At 35.3% G+C, this 15904-nt stretch carries 15 protein-coding genes, 8 tRNA genes and 1 rRNA gene; 22 read left to right on the top strand and 2 right to left on the bottom strand.

Translation table 11 applies throughout. The features are described from left to right. The 10 genes from rrf to J2Z80_RS10310 form a co-directional block, all read left to right on the top strand. Positions 1-97, top strand: a 5S ribosomal RNA gene (rrf, locus tag J2Z80_RS10355); the annotation flags it as partial. Between the two features lie 7 nt (positions 98-104). Beyond that, positions 105-179 (top strand) — tRNA-Asn (locus J2Z80_RS10350). A 6-nt stretch (positions 180-185) separates the two neighbouring features. After that, positions 186-260, top strand: a tRNA-Glu gene (locus J2Z80_RS10345). A 7-nt stretch (positions 261-267) separates the two neighbouring features. Beyond that, positions 268-343: transfer RNA gene (locus J2Z80_RS10340), tRNA-Ile, on the top strand. Between the two features lie 20 nt (positions 344-363). Further along, a tRNA-Asp gene (locus tag J2Z80_RS10335) sits at positions 364-440 on the top strand. A gap of 13 nt (positions 441-453) precedes the next feature. Continuing rightward, positions 454-529, top strand: a tRNA-Phe gene (locus J2Z80_RS10330). A gap of 524 nt (positions 530-1053) precedes the next feature. After that, on the top strand, positions 1054-1824 hold the full coding sequence (locus J2Z80_RS10325; RefSeq protein ID WP_209454316.1) for a LamB/YcsF family protein: 771 nt from the start codon (positions 1054-1056) through the stop codon (positions 1822-1824). A 19-nt stretch (positions 1825-1843) separates the two neighbouring features. After that, on the top strand, positions 1844-2575 hold the full coding sequence (pxpB, locus tag J2Z80_RS10320) for a 5-oxoprolinase subunit PxpB (RefSeq protein WP_209454315.1): 732 nt from the start codon (positions 1844-1846) through the stop codon (positions 2573-2575). A 90-nt stretch (positions 2576-2665) separates the two neighbouring features. Continuing rightward, positions 2666-3679, top strand: a complete 1014-nt coding sequence (locus J2Z80_RS10315; RefSeq protein ID WP_432422715.1) for a 5-oxoprolinase subunit C family protein — start codon at positions 2666-2668, stop codon at positions 3677-3679. A 110-nt stretch (positions 3680-3789) separates the two neighbouring features. Beyond that, a complete protein-coding gene (locus tag J2Z80_RS10310; protein WP_245301268.1) occupies positions 3790-4980 on the top strand; it encodes an NRAMP family divalent metal transporter in 1191 nt (396 codons plus the stop codon). A gap of 122 nt (positions 4981-5102) precedes the next feature. Here J2Z80_RS10310 and J2Z80_RS10305 read toward each other — a convergent pair. Next, positions 5103-5178: transfer RNA gene (locus J2Z80_RS10305), tRNA-Thr, on the bottom strand. Between the two features lie 172 nt (positions 5179-5350). Between J2Z80_RS10305 and J2Z80_RS10300 the strand changes: the two genes are divergently transcribed. The 11 genes from J2Z80_RS10300 (at position 5351) to trxB (ending at position 14159) form a co-directional block, all read left to right on the top strand. Further along, complete coding sequence (locus J2Z80_RS10300) at positions 5351-7105, top strand: efflux RND transporter periplasmic adaptor subunit (RefSeq protein WP_209454313.1); 1755 nt, start codon at positions 5351-5353, stop codon at positions 7103-7105. Positions 7106-7107: 2 nt separating this feature from the next. Then, positions 7108-7800 (top strand): ABC transporter ATP-binding protein, encoded by a 693-nt coding sequence (locus tag J2Z80_RS10295; protein WP_209454312.1) that lies wholly within the window; start codon positions 7108-7110, stop codon positions 7798-7800. Positions 7801-7815: 15 nt separating this feature from the next. Continuing rightward, the gene (locus J2Z80_RS10290) at positions 7816-8988 is read left to right on the top strand and encodes an ABC transporter permease (RefSeq protein ID WP_209454311.1); all 1173 of its coding nucleotides are present in this window, start codon (positions 7816-7818) and stop codon (positions 8986-8988) included. 129 nt (positions 8989-9117) lie between these two features. Next, positions 9118-10299, top strand: coding sequence for an iron-containing alcohol dehydrogenase (locus J2Z80_RS10285; RefSeq protein ID WP_209454310.1), 1182 nt, complete (start codon positions 9118-9120; stop codon positions 10297-10299). A 180-nt stretch (positions 10300-10479) separates the two neighbouring features. Then, positions 10480-10565, top strand: a tRNA-Tyr gene (locus tag J2Z80_RS10280). A 5-nt stretch (positions 10566-10570) separates the two neighbouring features. Beyond that, positions 10571-10646 (top strand) — tRNA-Lys (locus J2Z80_RS10275). 119 nt (positions 10647-10765) lie between these two features. After that, positions 10766-12283, top strand: coding sequence for an FAD-dependent thymidylate synthase (locus tag J2Z80_RS10270; RefSeq protein ID WP_209454309.1), 1518 nt, complete (start codon positions 10766-10768; stop codon positions 12281-12283). 12 nt (positions 12284-12295) lie between these two features. Beyond that, positions 12296-12610, top strand: a complete 315-nt coding sequence (locus J2Z80_RS10265) for a MazG-like family protein (RefSeq protein WP_209454308.1) — start codon at positions 12296-12298, stop codon at positions 12608-12610. 84 nt (positions 12611-12694) lie between these two features. Next, entirely contained in the window at positions 12695-12880 is a 186-nt protein-coding gene (locus J2Z80_RS10260) for a hypothetical protein (protein WP_013297019.1), read from the top strand. A 12-nt stretch (positions 12881-12892) separates the two neighbouring features. After that, on the top strand, positions 12893-13168 hold the full coding sequence (locus J2Z80_RS10255) for a spore coat protein (protein ID WP_209454307.1): 276 nt from the start codon (positions 12893-12895) through the stop codon (positions 13166-13168). A gap of 79 nt (positions 13169-13247) precedes the next feature. Then, positions 13248-14159: a thioredoxin-disulfide reductase gene (gene trxB, locus J2Z80_RS10250; protein ID WP_209454306.1), complete on the top strand. Its 912-nt coding sequence runs from the start codon at positions 13248-13250 to the stop codon at positions 14157-14159. A gap of 14 nt (positions 14160-14173) precedes the next feature. Here trxB and J2Z80_RS10245 read toward each other — a convergent pair whose 3' ends face one another. Further along, on the bottom strand, positions 14174-15088 hold the full coding sequence (locus tag J2Z80_RS10245; RefSeq protein WP_209454305.1) for a LysM peptidoglycan-binding domain-containing protein: 915 nt from the start codon (positions 15086-15088) through the stop codon (positions 14174-14176). Between the two features lie 126 nt (positions 15089-15214). On the opposite strand from J2Z80_RS10245, the gene cwlD reads away from it, so the two are divergent. Next, a complete protein-coding gene (gene cwlD / locus J2Z80_RS10240) occupies positions 15215-15889 on the top strand; it encodes an N-acetylmuramoyl-L-alanine amidase CwlD (RefSeq protein ID WP_209454304.1) in 675 nt (224 codons plus the stop codon). Positions 15890-15904: the final 15 nt, after the last annotated feature.

Here is a 15904-nt window from a genome sequence, read left to right as displayed (position 1 = left end):
AGCGGAGGTTAAAAACCCGTTCCCATACCGAACACGGAAGTGAAGCCCTCCAGCGCCGATGGTACTGATAACTCGGGAGAGTAGGTCGCTGCCGGATAATATATTCCTCAGTAGCTCAATGGTGGAGCAACCGGCTGTTAACCGGTAGGTTGTAGGTTCGAGCCCTACCTGAGGAGCCAATACGTGGCCCCGTGGTCAAGTGGTTAAGACATCGCCCTTTCACGGCGGTAACATGGGTTCGAATCCCGTCGGGGTCACCAAAATTAAGGGCCTTTAGCTCAGTTGGTAGAGCGGTCGGCTCATAACCGATTGGTCCGGGGTTCGAGTCCCTGAAGGCCCACCATAAAATTAAATAATTATTGCGGCCCAATAGCTCAGTTGGTTAGAGCGCCAGCCTGTCACGCTGGAGGTCGAGGGTTCGAGCCCCTTTTGGGTCGCCATTATCATACATATGCCTCGATAGCTCAGTCGGTAGAGCAAGGGACTGAAAATCCCTGTGTCAGTGGTTCGATTCCACTTCGAGGCACCAGCAGGAAATAGAAGCTTCAACAAATCTGTTGAGGCTTTTTTATTATAGGTTGTTTGCAATCAAAAATGTTCTTAATATTCTTAAAGTTATTTAACAAAGGAGTTTAAGTTCTTAACTATATTATAGGCAAATACTCATTCAGCTAATTTTTGATATTTAATTTAATTAAAATAACTAATATAGAAAACAGCAATAATATGGCTAAAATGATAGTACCTCCTATAGTGGGGTTTTTAATCAAGATTATTTATAATTACTCTTTGACTACAAACCATAATAAGAAATTACTTGAACTTGAAATAAAAATGTGATACCATTTCTATTGTAAAGCTTATGGAAACTGCGATTTTAGTCTTTAAAGTAGGGTTTTTGGTGTTTAAAAATAGAATAAATCTTGCAGTGGGACAAAGGTGTTTTATTTTTATAGGTGTGCCTTTGTTTTATTTTTAATATTTATGTTTTTATGCTTTAATTAATCATTGCTTTATTACGTTAATTCTATAAAAATAGAAAGAGGGAAGCTTATGAAATATCAAGTGGATATTAATAGTGACATTGGAGAAAATTTTGGTGTTTATAAAATAGGTATGGATGATGAAATAGTAAAATATATTTCTTCTGCAAATATTGCTTGTGGGTTTCATGCAGGTGATCCTAATGTGATGTCAAATACTGTTGCAAAATGTAGTAAAAATGCTGTAGGTGTAGGTGCTCATCCTGGATTTCCTGATTTATTGGGGTTTGGAAGAAGAAATATGGATGTATCACTTACAGATGTGAAGAATTATATTATATATCAAATTGGTGCACTACAGGCATTTGCAACAAGTTTTGGAATCAAACTGCAACATGTAAAAACACATGGAGCCTTGTATAACATGGCTGCAGTAGATGAAAAACTTGCTATAGCAATTGCAGAGGCAATAGCTTCAGTAAATGAAAATCTTATATGCATTGGGATGCCTAATACAGCCATGCAGATGGCTGCTGAAAAAGTAGGGTTGAGATTTGCTTGTGAGGTTTTTGCCGATAGAAACATAAATTCTGATGGTACTTTAGTTTCAAGAAAGCTTACTAATGCTATTATACATGATGAGGAATTGGCTTGTAGAAGAGTACTTCAAATGGTTAAAAAAGGAGTATGTGAGGCTATAGATGGTACCATTGTAAAAGTGAAAGTTGATACTATATGTGTCCATGGTGATAATCCCAAGGCTGTAGAGTTTACTAAAAAAATAAAAAAGATTTTAGAAGAAAATGGAGTTGAAATAATACCAATGGGTAAGTTTTTATAATACAGGGAGCTGATTTTCAATGTATGAAAAACCTAAAATTCTCTTGTGTGGTGATAAAGCTATTATAGTTGAATTTGGAAATGAAATAAGCGAGGAATGCAATAAGAAAGTAGTAAATCTTTATAGGATGTTAAAAAAAGAAAAATGTGGGGGAATCATTTCTATGATTCCAACATATAGATCCTTGCTTATTAAATATGATCATTTTAAAATTGCTTACGATGAACTATTAAAATTGATTGAATTAAATGATAAGAATGAGAATGAAAATTCAGAAGAATTTAGGCCTAAAATATATGAAATTCCAGTAGTGTATGGGGGAGAATTTGGACCAGATTTAGATTTCGTAGCTAAATACCATAACATAACTTCTGAGAAAGTAATAAGTATTCATACACAACCTCTTTATAGAATTTATATGGTTGGTTTCACAATGGGATTTGCGTATTTAGGAGGTATGTCTGAAAAAATTGCTACTCCACGATTAGAAAATCCGAGAACTGAGATAGAAGCTGGGTCAGTAGGCATTGCAGGTAACCAAACAGGCATTTATCCGCTTTCTAGCCCTGGCGGCTGGAGGATAATAGGGAAAACTCCAGTAAAATTATATGACCCAGATAGAGAAAAACCGATTCTCTTTGAATCAGGTAATTACATAAAATTTGTGCAGATAACAGAAGAAGAGTATTACAGAATTAAAAAAGAAATAGAAATGAAAACTTATCAAATTAAGATATGTGATTATGTGTGATTATAAAAAATTATTTAAATTATTGAAATAAAATTTAAGATGTAGGGTTAAAAGTAATTTTTGAAAAAAAGAAAGGATTTTATAAAGTAGGTGAAAAGGTTGAAATACTTTAAAGTATTAAATCCAGGTCTCTTTACAACTGTTCAAGATATGGGTAGATTTGGATATGAAAGTCAAGGAGTTCCTACATCGGGAGCGATGGATGAATTTGCTTTAAGAATCGCCAATATATTAGTGGAAAACGATGAAAATGCTCCATGTCTGGAAATAACATTGATGGGGCCAACTTTCGAAGCTTTAAATGATGCTATGATTTCAGTAACTGGTGCTGAGATTCAACCTTTAGTGAATGGTTTTCCACGACCATGTTGGTCTTCATTTCCTGTACAGAAAGGTGACATTGTATCTTTTGGGCCAATAAAGTCTGGCTGTCGAGCATATCTTGCAGTGGCAGGAGGATTTAAAGGAGACTTAATAATGAATAGTGTTTCTACTTACATTAGAGGAAAGTTAGGGGGGATAAATGGGAGACAGATAGAAAAAGATGATGTCCTTGAGGGTGGAGTTTCTAAGCCAGGACTTCAAGCGAAAAAAGTCCGAGATGAATATATACCTTCTTATTCTAATGAAGAAGAGATAAGAGTAATATTAGGACCACAAGACGATTATTTCAGTGAAGAAGCTGTAAAAATTTTTTTGACTTCTACATATGTAATTACAAAAGATTCTGATAGAATGGGTTACAGACTTGAAGGGCCTGAAATTAAAGCTAAGGAAGGGCATGACATAATTACGGATGGGATTTTACCGGGTGCTATTCAAATTCCTGGAAATGGAAAACCAATTATAATATTGAAAGATGCCCAAACTACGGGTGGCTATAAAAAAATAGCAACAGTTATTTCATTTGATTTGTCAAAACTTGCTCAATTAAAACCAGGAGACAAAATAAGATTTAGAACTATTGACCTTTCTGAGGCGCATAAAATTCTTGCAGAAACTGAAAACAAAATAAATAAGATTAAGGAAACTTTGAAAGTATTAAAATATTTTAAGGTAAAAGTAAACGAGAGATATTATGATGTCGGTGTGGAACCACTTTGACATATTTTTAAAGGTCCTCGCTATTATAAGAAGATAAGTACTCTAATTTAAACAAAAAGTTTAAAACATACATAAATTATTGCATATGTATTAAAAAGGAGAGGTGTATTTTGAAAAGAGGCAAATATTCTTCAAGCATGTTAATAGGGGCAGCATTTCTAATGGCTACTTCTGCTATAGGGCCAGGATTCTTGACTCAAACGGCAGTGTTTACAGAGAAATACCTTGCAAGTTTTAGTACAATAATTCTCATCACTATTATTGTAGATATTATAGCTCAAGTGAATATATGGCGAATAATCATAGCAGCGGGAAAGTATGGACAGGAAATAGCTAATGACGTTTTCCATGGCTTAGGATATTTTATAGCCTTTTTAGTATTTATAGGAGGAATTGCATTTAACATAGGGAATATTGCAGGTACAGGCATGGCTTTTAACACTATGTTTGGGATAGATCCACGTATAGGCGCAGCTATTTCTGCAATAATTGCTATTGCAATCTTTTTATCTAAAGAATTTGGAAATGTAATGGATAGATTTGCACAAGTTTTAGGAGCTCTAATGATTTTGTTAGCGACATATGTGGCAATAGCAGCACATCCTCCCGTAGGTGAAGTCATTATTAGAACAGTTACACCTAAAAAAATTGAATTTCTTCCTATAATTACATTAATCGGTGGTAGTGTTGGCGGTTACATAACATTTGCAGGTGGGCATCGTTTACTACAAGGTGGTGTGAAGGGTATTGAAGCTGTAAACAATGCTACAAAAAGTGCCACTTTAGGAATAATTGTGGCAGCCATAATGAGATATGTACTATTTTTTGGGGCTCTAGGAATCGCTATAAAGGGTGTAAAATTTGACTCTGTTAATCCAGCGGCTACTCCTTTTCTCACAGTAGCAGGAACTTTTGGCTACAAGATGTTTGGCCTAGTATTATGGGCCGCAGCAACTACTTCAGTTGTAGGATGTTCCTTCACTTCCCTTTCTTTCATAAGAACATTCTTTAAATCTGTAGATAAATACTTTGAAAAATATATTATTTGGTTTATAGTTTTTTGCACTGTTGTCTTTGTAATTGTAGGAAAACCTGTAACTTTACTAATATTTGCGGGCGCAATAAATGGATTAATACTGCCATTAACTCTTGGTTCAATGCTTTTAGCTTCTCGAAATAAAAAAATCATAAGAGATTATCAACATCCACCTATATTTACGATATTAGGAATTTTAGTATTCATTTTAACTCTATATGGGGGTATTAGTTCACTCTCAGAAATAGCACAACTTTTCAAATAATTAATATTTTTAAAATCAATATAAATTAAAATCCTGCTCAAGGCAGGATTTTTTTACAACGTAAATTTATCTTTTATACTTTTTCAACTCGCAATCAAAGAGCTTTTTGATGTTCTAAAAGCTGGAGCTGGCAAAGGGACTTGAACCCTTGACCTGTTGATTACGAATCAACTGCTCTACCGACTGAGCTATGCCAGCACTACACCTATATAATATAACATGAAAATAAATTTTTATCAAGTACAAATTTTGCTTTATTTTTGCCACATAAAATTAACAAATTGTTCAATTATTTGATAAAATTATTATATATAATTAATATAAAATCAAATTTATATGGATTTTAGATGAAAGGAAGGTTGTCAAAATAATGAAAAAAAGATACATAGCCATCATCGTAATTTTAATTATCATTGCAGGTACAACTTATTATTTTGCGAGAAAAAGATCTACACCAACAGTGGCAAGAACGCCGTATGTAACAGTTACACGTGGTAATATATCAATGCATATAGATGGAACAGGAAATCTCGATGCAGACAAGAGAGTGATAACTTTAAAAGGTAATGGTACAGTAAAAAAAGTCTATCATAAAGTAGGAGATAAGGTAAAAGCTGGTGAACTGTTATATCAAATAGAGGATGACAATTTGAACCAGCAACTTCAAGATGCTTTAATAAATTTAGAATTAGCGCAAGAACAACTTGATAACGACACAAAGTCTTATAATGATACTATTTCAAAGCAAAATATAATATCTTCGTATTCAGGTATCGTCGATAGTATAAATGTGAAAGTAGGTCAAGATGTAAATCCTGGAACGGTGATAGCTGTTATAACTGATTATTCAAATGCATCTATAAAAGTTCCCTTTAATGGTTCGCAAATAAATAATATAAAGGTTGGACAGAGTGCAGATGTTTATCTTTATAATTCGTATACTACAGTAAAAGGAACTGTAACGGATGTATCAACACAAGCGGTACCTGTTAATGGTGCATCATATTATTATGTTACAGTAAGCCTGCCAAATCAGGGTGCATTGACAGATGGTATGACAGTACAGGTAACCGTACATACCAATGTTGGTGATGAAAGAGCAATTCAAAATGGAACATTAAGTGTTAAAAATTCAAATACCGTGACAGCGTCAATACAGGGAACAATTGCAAGTATAAATGTAAAAGAAGGACAGAAAATAAGCGCTGGAACATTAATAGCTACATTAACGAGTGATGTAAATGATATACAAATTAAAAATGACAATTTAAAGTTGCAGCAAGCGCAGAGCAATTATGATAATATTCAAAATCAGATAAATTCTTTGAATATTTATGCACCTATTGACGGAGTTATTATATCGCAGAATATAAACGAAGGTGATGAACTGTCTGGTCAATCAAGTTCAAATTACAGTTCCAGCGGTAATTCTGGAGGCAATTTTAATACAAGCAACAGCAGCAGTACCTCTGTAAGCAATCTTTCGTCTGTTACTGATCAATCAGATACAGCAGTAATAGTAAATAACAATAATTATTCTGTAGATGTGCCAATAGACGAAATAGATATAAGCAAGATAAAGATAGGGCAGAAAGCAACGCTTACAACAGATGACTTACAAGGAGAGACATTTGAGGGAACTGTGACAGAAATATCATCAATACCAACAATACAAAACAATGTAGCATCGTATGATGTAACTGTATCACTGCCGTATACAGATAAACTAAAGCTTGGTCAAACTATGAATGTGTCCATCGTTGTTGCCCAGAAAGAAGACACATTGCTGCTCCCTATAGAAGCAGTTCAGACGAATGGAAATAACAAGTATGTAATCTTGTATAATGAAAATAACTCAAATAGTAATGGAGAACAGGCAAGGAATATAAAGCAAGTTCAAACAGGACTTTACAATGACAAATATATAGAAATATTGAGTGGGTTGAATGACGGTGATAAAGTATTGATATTTGGTGCTGCGACATCTTCGACAAATAATAATAATCGTAGTGGTTTTAGTAGTTTTGGTGGCGGAAACTTTGGAAACAGAGGCTTTAGCGGAGGATCGGGAGGAGCTGGTTTTATAGTGAGACAACAATCTGGCGGGAATAGGAGTAGAAATTAACTATGGAAGAAAATAGAGAAAGAAACAAAAATGTGATTACGATGAAAAACCTATCAAAAATATACAAGATGGGAGACAATATAGTAAAAGCCCTTGACAACGTAAACTTAACCGTTGATGAAGGAGAATTTGTATCAATTGTTGGACCATCAGGCTCAGGAAAATCAACACTGATGAATATAATAGGGTGCCTTGATGTCATGACAGAAGGAGAGTATTACCTAAATGGAAACGACACGAGGGAGCTTAATGAAAACGAACTTGCTGAATTAAGGTCCAGCGAAATAGGATTTATATTTCAAAGCTTTAATCTTCTTCAGAAGCTGTCAGCATTAGAAAATGTAGAACTGCCAATGATATACAAAGGTATACCTGCAAAAGAAAGATACAATAGAGCAGTTGAACTATTGACGATGGTAGGGCTGGAAAAAAGAATACACCATAGACCTACGGAACTATCAGGAGGACAGCAACAGAGAGTAGCAATAGCGAGAGCTCTAGCCAACAACCCACACCTTATACTAGCAGACGAACCAACGGGAAACCTGGACTCCCAAAGCGGGAAAGAAGTCATGAAAATAATAAAAGAGCTAAACGAAAGAGGTAATACCATAATACTGATAACACACGACATAAACGTAGCAAACCAAGCAAAGAGAACTGTAAAAATCATGGACGGCAAAATATATGAATAAAAGGAAGTGTGTAAAATGGCGTTGATGCAAGCAATAAAAATGTCCTTAAAGAGCATAATAGACAACAAACTAAGATCATTTCTGACCATGCTTGGAATAGTAATAGGCGTAATGTCAGTAATAGGACTAGTAAGCTTAGGACAAGGAGCAACAGAAGGAGTAACATCCCAGATAAAAAGCATGGGGTCAAACCTGATAATGGTATCAATAATGGGCAGGGGTATGGATACATCCCTGTCCTACAACCAAGCTATGTCAATAGGAGACTCCCCATACATAAAAGAAATATCACCAATAATGAGTGCAAACGTATATGCCAAGTACGGAGACCAATCATACGAAGAAAACATAAACGGGGTAAATGAAAACTACATGTCACTGAGAAATTTAAAACTAAAAGAAGGACGATTCATACTATCAATAGACAATGACATGAGACAGAAAGTAGCTGTAATAGGAAGCAATGTAGCCAGCGATCTATTTGGATTCACAGACCCACTGGGCAAGACAATCAAGTTGGACGGAAACAACTTCACAGTAGTAGGAGTATTAGCATCAGGCGGTTCGTCAATATCAAACTCGTACGACGACTCAATATTCATACCAATAAAGACAATGTTCGTATTTCAGAGAAACAGAGGAATAACGCAGATATACCTAAGTGCAACTGAAGAACAATACGTAAACATAGCACAATATCATGTAGAAAACATGCTAAACACCATATTCAAAGGAGATACAAATGCATATAGAATACTAAATCAATCAGACCTCTTATCAACAGTAAATAGTGTAAGCAACACATTATCAATGATGCTGGGAGGAATAGCAGGAATAGCGCTAATAGTAGGCGGCATAGGCATAATGAACATAATGTTAGTATCAGTAACAGAAAGGACGAGAGAGATAGGCATAAGAAAGGCATTAGGAGCAAAGAAAAAAGACATACTGCTGCAGTTTATGATAGAATCACTGACGATAAGTGGAGTTGGAGGAATAGTAGGAGTAATTTTTGGTTTTATAGCATCGTACTTGATGGGGCATTTTATGAACATGACAGTAAGCCCTTCAATAAACACGATAATAATATCATTTTCGTTTTCCCTCTTAATAGGGCTGTTCTTTGGAATGTATCCTGCCAACAAGGCAGCAGGACTAAAGCCAATTGAAGCTTTGCGATATGAGTAAAAATTAAAGTTTATTAATATTTTCAACTAATTAATATTGTCTCTTTATTGACTTTTACTTTTTGTAATATCATAATAAATTATAGGTAGTGAAAATTATAATTTAAATGCCAGTTAAGGGGGTATATATATGAAAACTAATTTTACTTATTTCATGCCGACAGAAATTATTTTTGGACCAGGCACACTGGAAAAGCTAGCTACTGTTAAATTGCCGGGCAAGAAAGCCTTATTGGTCATAGGTAGTGGCAATTCAATGAGAAAGCATGGTTATCTGGATAGAGTTGTTAATTACTTAAAACAAAATGGGGTTGATTACGTCGTCTATGATAAAATATTACCTAATCCAATTGCAGAGCATGTTGCAGAAGGTGCAAAATTGGCTAAGGAGAATGGATGTGATTTTGTCATAGGATTAGGTGGCGGCAGCACAATAGATTCATCAAAAGCTATAGCTGTCATGGCTAAGAATCCTGGTGACTATTGGGACTATGTATCCGGCGGAAGCGGAAAAGGCATGGAAGTCAAAAACGGGGCATTGCCTATAGTTGCCATACCGACAACTGCAGGTACAGGCACAGAATCTGATCCATGGGCTGTTGTGACGAAGACAGAGACGAATGAGAAGATTGGTTTTGGGTGCAAGTATACATATCCTACACTTTCCATCGTTGATCCTGAATTGATGGTGTCTATTCCGCCGAAATTTACTGCTTATCAAGGCATGGATGCATTTTTCCACTCTGTAGAAGGATATCTCGCAACTGTCAATCAACCAGGAAGCGATGTTTTAGCACTTCAATCAATAAGCCTTATTACAGAGAATCTTCCAAAAGCTGTGGAGGATGGAAACAATATTGAGGCTCGTACAGCATTGGCATGGGCAAGTACGGCAGCGGGAATAGTAGAATCATTGTCATCATGTATTTCGCATCATTCGATGGAACATGCTTTAAGTGCATATCACCCTGATATACCACATGGAGCGGGTCTTATAATGTTATCTGTATCTTACTTTAGCTTTATGGCTTCAAAAGTTCCTGATAGATTTGTGGATATTGCAAAAGCCATGGGCGAAGATATAAATGGTGCTACAAAAGAAGAGCAAGCTATGTCTTTTATAAAAGGTCTAAAAAAATTAATTAAAAATATAGGAATGGAAGATTTAAGCTTGTCAGGCTTTGGGGTTAAAGAAGATGAAGTAGAAAAACTAGCTAAAAATGCAATGGATACAATGGGAGGACTATTTCAGGTTGACCCGTATAAGCTGTCACTAGAAGAAGTAATGTCCATATACAAAAACTGCTTTTAAAACAATATGATATGGTAAATTAAAGGCTGCTTATTTATTTTTAAGCGGCCTTTCTCCATCATCATAATTGACACAAAAATTCTATCGAGTGAAGATTTTTTTTAAGCTTACTATACTTGACAATGTTTGATATTTATTATAAAATAAAAAAGTCGTTGTTGAGATTTGCTAAATAATCTTGGAGGGATACCCAAGTGGCTAAAGGGGGCAGACTGTAAATCTGTTGGCATTTGCCTTCGCTGGTTCGAATCCATCTCCCTCCACCAAATATGACCCATTAGCTCAGTCGGCAGAGCACCTGCCTTTTAAGCAGGGTGTCCCGCGTTCGAATCGCGGATGGGTCACCATTTTTATATTGAAAATAAAATAGACTAGAGAAGGAGCTTTCGCGGCTCCTTTTAATATACCTTAAAAACATTTTTTGCGATATAATTTATATATAATTAAGTTTGAGAGGAGTTTTAATATGTTAATGAGAAAATTGACGGAAGGTGAAGAAAGGTTATTAAAAAAATTTGTGACGAATTTATACGGCCCGGTTTATTTTATACATTCACTGCCAGAGTTTATAATCCCTCCTATCAATTCTAAAGTAAGCAGGAAGGATACTAGCTGGAGGTTAAATATATTAGAGTCTCTGACATCAGGAGATCTTGATATAAATGATTTTCTTACGACTTCTGAAATTCCGATGGATGTGGCGATACAGAAAGCCAAGGCTTTTCATGAAAAGTGGGTAGAAAAGTTTGGCCATTCTTCCATAGCAGAACAGAATTTGATGCATCTTTGTATAGAGGATACTTCTAGATACTTATCTGGTGACATAGAACTGATGAATAAAAGGCCTTCGTTTATTGAATGGAGCCAAAGATATCAAAGGCCAACCAGAGACAGGTTTATAATTCCTCCAGAACTTGAAGATTATCCGGATTTAAAGGAAAAGTTTATAAAAGTTTGGAATATTTCTTTTGATGCATATGAAGCTCTTATATCTGAACTTACGGAATTTTTGAAGTCAACTGTCGAGAGGAATGAGCATGAAAGTGATAAATCCTACATAAATAGAATAAGCAAAATAGCTTTTGAAGATGCTCGATATGCACTTTTACTGTCTGCTAAAACCAGCTTTGCTGTCGCGTTAAATGCTCTTGACTTACAAGATATAATAAGAAAACTGCTATCTCATGGCACAAAAGAAGCGGAAGTATTAGCAGAGAATATCATAAATGAAGCAGAAAAAATAGCACCAAGCATGATGAGACATTTAAGCCCGTCAAAATATCAATTGGCTGTTAATAAAGATATGGAGAAAATAGCTAAGGGTTATAATTTTAATAATGATCCAGAAACATCAGATGTTGAGTTGATTGATTATACAGGTAAGAACGGCGAAATGACATTTCTTGATATACTATCAATGCATATTCTCTTTTCATACACTGGAAAACCTATTGATGGAATAATAAAAACGGTTAAAGCTCTTAGCAGAGAAGAAAAGGCTTCTATAGTAGAATCTGCAGCATCAAAGCTGGATCAGTTTGATCATCTGATAGAACCTTTTAGAGCTGTAAGGTATAAATTTCAGTTAAAAATAAGTGAAGCGGCATGGCATCAATTGTTAAGACACAGAATGATTAATTTCAATGCTTATAAACCTACGATTGAAAATGGATATACTGTACCACCCAATGTCGAAAAAGCTGGGTGTGTTGATGTGCTAAAAAGGGCAATTGATGAATCTGAAAAATTGTACATGGAGTTGTCTGAAAAATTACCTAATGTATGTCCTTACATCGTTACAAATGCGCATAGAAGGATTGTACTGATGGATACAGATCTGTGGGCATTTGACCATTTTGCTAATTTAAGATGTACACCTGAAGCCCAGTGGGACATAAGAAATATTTCATACAAAATGCTTGATCTCATTAAAGAAAAAACACCTGAAGTATCAAAGTTTTTAGCCAGAAGGAAACAGTCATAAGGTGGTGATGATATGGAGACAAAGTATAAAGCTATAAGTTTACCTCAACTTAATAACCTTAAGCCTTCCTTGGAGTCTACTGCATTGAAGCTTATGGAAGAAGCGGGAGAGTTAGCGCAGGCGATAGGCAAATTTAGAGGATTAAATGGAGAAAATATAACAATGTCTAATAAGGATGTGGCAGAGAAAATCTCAGAAGAACTTCTGGATGTTGCGCAAGTAGCTGTATCTATGATGTTTGTCTTGGAGGATCAATATAGTATAAGTATTGATGAAAAGTTGAATGAGCATATCGAGAAATTGAAGAGAAAAGGATATATCAAATGAGAATTTAAAAATATACGGCATCGTCGTATATTTTTTTTTCATATGCGCATATTAAATTTGAAACTTATGAAAGGAGGAATTGAATTGCCACAGATAACAAGCAAAGAATTGATGTATCTAGATGATGTGCTTTCGCTTCAAGAGCATATGGTAAAGTGTTTAAACGATAGTGCCACAAGACTTAAGGATCAGCAACTAAAAGCACTTTGCCAGAATTTAGCCAGCAGATGTCAAAATAGTTTTAACTCTATTGTGAAAAATTTAGGATGAGGAGGTGTACATATGATAAGTAATACAGGTATAACAGATAAAGACATTATGATGGGAGTGCTGGGCGATTACAAACTTGCTATCGAGGTACTCTCGCATGCAGCGACTGAAGCTGCCAATGAAAGCCTCAAAAGGGATTTTATTAATGCTTTAAATTCAACATTTGAAGAACAAAAGCAAGTATGGAATGCTATTAATCAAAGAGGTTGGTATTCAGTAAAGCCGGCACAACTGCAAGAAATACAGGAGACGAAAAATAAATTCAGACAGCCAGCCGGCGTTATGTAAAATCAAAAAAATATGGTACAATAATGGAAGTAGTATTGAACTACTTCCATTATTGTATTGTGATAGGAGTGATTATTGTATGTACGATCTAATCATACTAGGCGGTGGGCCGGCAGGACTTGCTGCAGGACTCTATGCTTGCAGATCTAAGTTAGATACTGTCATGATAGAGCAGATGTATGTAGGAGGCCAAATTGTAACAACATATGAGATAGAAAACTATCCAGGCTTCGACGGAATCAGCGGCCCTGACCTAATAAATAAAATGGAAGCGCAGGCAAAAAGATATGGACTGCAGATTTACAATGAAGAAGTTGTAGGCCTCGATATAACAGGCAAAGTAAAGAAGGTAACCACAAATAAGAAGACATATGAGGCAAAAGCAATAATATTGGCAACAGGAGCAACACCTAAAGAATTAGGCTTTGATAAAGAGAGAAAATTCAGAGGCTCTGGTGTTTCATATTGTGCTACTTGCGATGGTGCCTTTTATAAAGATCAGGTAGTTGCAGTTGTAGGTGGTGGAGACACTGCCATGGAAGACTCCAATTATTTGACTAAATTTGCAAAAAAGGTTTATGTTATTCATAGAAGAGATAAGCTGAGAGCTTCAAAAACTCTTCAAGATAGAGCATTTGCAAATCCTAAAATAGAATTCATTTGGGATACTGTTGTTAAGGACATACAAGGAGAATACGGTGTTGAAGGACTGATTTTAAAAAATGTCAAGACGAATGAAGAAAGCACTCTAAAGGTTGACGGTGTGTTTATTGCTATAGGTTTAAGCCCGAATTCCGATTTAGTAAAAGGTATTGTAGATACAGATGAGTATGGTTATATATTAACTGATGAAGACATGAAAACAAATATACCGGGTGTTTTTGCTGCAGGAGATGTCAGAAAGAAGACATTGAGGCAGGTAGTAACCGCTACTGCAGATGGTGCTATTGCAGCTTATGTGGCAGAAAAATATATAGATAGTCTGGAGTAAAAAAGGCCATCCAGTTATTGGATGGTCTTTCCTTTTTCATCGTTATCTTCACTTGCTTTTTTCTCTCTATCTTCATCTGTTTTTTCACTGTCTTTTTCTGATTTATTTTCATTCTGCGCTTGAGGATTGCCATTATTTTCAGATTCTTTTACAACAGGTATTATTATTCTCTGTCCCGGGTATATAAGTGAAGGATTTTGGATATCAGGATTAGCCCTCAGGATAGCATCTACAGTTGTATTGAATCTCATAGCGATTGTATAAAGAGTATCACCGGGTTTTACTACGTATACCATTCTGCCTTCCTTTGGATGTTCATATACAGGTGGTGAAGGTGGCATAGGTACAGCTTTTGATGGACATGGGATGATGATAGTTTGACCTGGATAGATCATATTAGGATCTGCAAAATAATTTGCCTTTAATATCTCATCTAATGAAATACCGAATCTATTTGATATACTCCATAAAGTATCTCCTGGCTGTACAACATAATAGGTCGGACAAGGCATATATTGCGTCGTAGGTGCTGACGGCGGCATGTTGTACATTTCACCCATTGAGGTCATCGATGGTGTAGAGTACATTTGATGTGTTTCTGACTCAGTTTGTATAAGTTTATTAGCACCAGGTACGAATAGCATTTGTCCGGGATATATTGTATAGGGATATAGTATGTTATTTACATAAATTATAGATTCATATGAAACGCCAAACTTTTGCCCTATCATATAAACTGTATCACCTGGCATTACTGTATAGTATACTCCGGTAACAGGTATTATGAGGGTTTGACCGGGGTATATAAGGGATGGATTTACAATATTGTTTCTCGATATTATCGATTCGACAGAAGTATTAAATTTCTTAGCAATTGAAAATAAAGTATCACCTGACTTTACAACATACGTAAACTCTAAAGTAATCATATTGATTCCTCCTTTCTCTATTCATAATATGTAATTTAAATCTTATGGTGACATAGTTATATTGAAATCTGAATATTTTATAATGTAATTAACTATATCCAGTAAAAAGATAAAGGAGTAATGTGGATGAAACCTAATAGATACTTGCTACTTTCCGGCTTAATACTTCTACTTGTCTTCATTATCACTTTTTTGAATAAATCAATTGAAACTATAAATTACATTCCTGTAATGAATAAAATAGTGATAATCGATGCTGGGCATGGAGGAAATGATCCTGGTAAGCCTGGGAAATATGGAAAAGATGAAGATGAGCTTAACCTGGAAATAGCTTCAAAACTTAAGAACCTAATAGAAGAAAGCGGTGGTATCGCACTTATGACGAGGGAAGACGATACACTAACTGATAGCGATATAATGAAAGATTTAAAAAACAGGGTGTATGCTGGCAATGATGTGAAAGGAGATATTTTGTTGAGCATTCATCTTAATAGTTTTCCCGATCCTAAATATAAAGGTGCACAGGTTTTTTATCAAAAAAATTCAAAAGAAGGTAAGCTTCTGGCAGAGATAATACAAGACGAATTGAAAAAAACTTTAGATCCTAATAATGACAGAATGGCAAAAGAAACAAGCACTTTTTACATATTAAGACATGCAGAGATGCCTGCTGTCATTATCGAGTGCGGTTTTATGTCCAATCCGGAAGAAGAGAAACTTTTAAATGACGAAAAATACCAGTATAAAATTGCATGGGCTATATTTAAAGGCATTCTTAGATATTTTAAAGAAAAATCATGATTGAATTTCTACATC

It is taken from the genome of Thermoanaerobacterium butyriciformans (assembly GCF_017874545.1).
Classification (GTDB): domain Bacteria; phylum Bacillota; class Thermoanaerobacteria; order Thermoanaerobacterales; family Thermoanaerobacteraceae; genus Thermoanaerobacterium; species Thermoanaerobacterium butyriciformans.
Note: the sequence above shows the minus strand (reverse complement) of the source record. Positions and strands in the feature narration are given on the sequence as shown.

Bases quoted from the DNA above. Each gene is read 5' to 3' on its own strand.
- cwlD (WP_209454304.1), top strand. From the start codon at position 15,215: ATGAAACCTAATAGATACTTGCTACTTTCCGGCTTAATACTTCTACTT.
- J2Z80_RS10270 (WP_209454309.1), top strand. From the start codon at position 10,766: ATGTTAATGAGAAAATTGACGGAAGGTGAAGAAAGGTTATTAAAAAAA.
- J2Z80_RS10295 (WP_209454312.1), top strand. From the start codon at position 7,108: ATGGAAGAAAATAGAGAAAGAAACAAAAATGTGATTACGATGAAAAAC.
- J2Z80_RS10245 (WP_209454305.1), bottom strand. From the start codon at position 15,088: ATGATTACTTTAGAGTTTACGTATGTTGTAAAGTCAGGTGATACTTTA.
- J2Z80_RS10285 (WP_209454310.1), top strand. From the start codon at position 9,118: ATGAAAACTAATTTTACTTATTTCATGCCGACAGAAATTATTTTTGGA.
- pxpB (WP_209454315.1), top strand. From the start codon at position 1,844: ATGTATGAAAAACCTAAAATTCTCTTGTGTGGTGATAAAGCTATTATA.
- J2Z80_RS10265 (WP_209454308.1), top strand. From the start codon at position 12,296: ATGGAGACAAAGTATAAAGCTATAAGTTTACCTCAACTTAATAACCTT.
- J2Z80_RS10290 (WP_209454311.1), top strand. From the start codon at position 7,816: ATGGCGTTGATGCAAGCAATAAAAATGTCCTTAAAGAGCATAATAGAC.
- trxB (WP_209454306.1), top strand. From the start codon at position 13,248: ATGTACGATCTAATCATACTAGGCGGTGGGCCGGCAGGACTTGCTGCA.
- J2Z80_RS10255 (WP_209454307.1), top strand. From the start codon at position 12,893: ATGATAAGTAATACAGGTATAACAGATAAAGACATTATGATGGGAGTG.
- J2Z80_RS10300 (WP_209454313.1), top strand. From the start codon at position 5,351: ATGAAAAAAAGATACATAGCCATCATCGTAATTTTAATTATCATTGCA.
- J2Z80_RS10325 (WP_209454316.1), top strand. From the start codon at position 1,054: ATGAAATATCAAGTGGATATTAATAGTGACATTGGAGAAAATTTTGGT.